Genomic DNA, 263 nt, shown 5'->3' on the forward strand with positions numbered 1-263 from the left:
AACCTCTACAGGCTTGTAGCTCAGGTGGTTAGAGCGCACCCCTGATAAGGGTGAGGTCGGTGGTTCAAGTCCACTCAGGCCTACCAAATTTCTTCTCATGCTGCGTTATGCGCGCGGTCGTTTACCTCAGTAAACGTCCCTTCCGCATGCCTTGCCTGAAAAGAAATTGCATCCTTCTCCTGAAGAATGTAACTCGGTTGAGTGGTAGTAGTGGTCTCTGCAGTAACTGTATGGGGCTATAGCTCAGCTGGGAGAGCGCCTGC

The 263-nt window shown here is 52.1% G+C and carries 1 tRNA gene; it reads left to right on the forward strand.

Features of this window, described 5'->3' with window-relative positions:
• Positions 1–9 precede the first annotated feature (9 nt).
• Positions 10–86: transfer RNA gene (locus AC0T7J_RS25585), tRNA-Ile, on the forward strand.
• The last annotated feature ends 177 nt before the right edge of the window (positions 87–263 follow it).

Source organism: Pantoea sp. E956-1 (assembly GCF_982223955.1).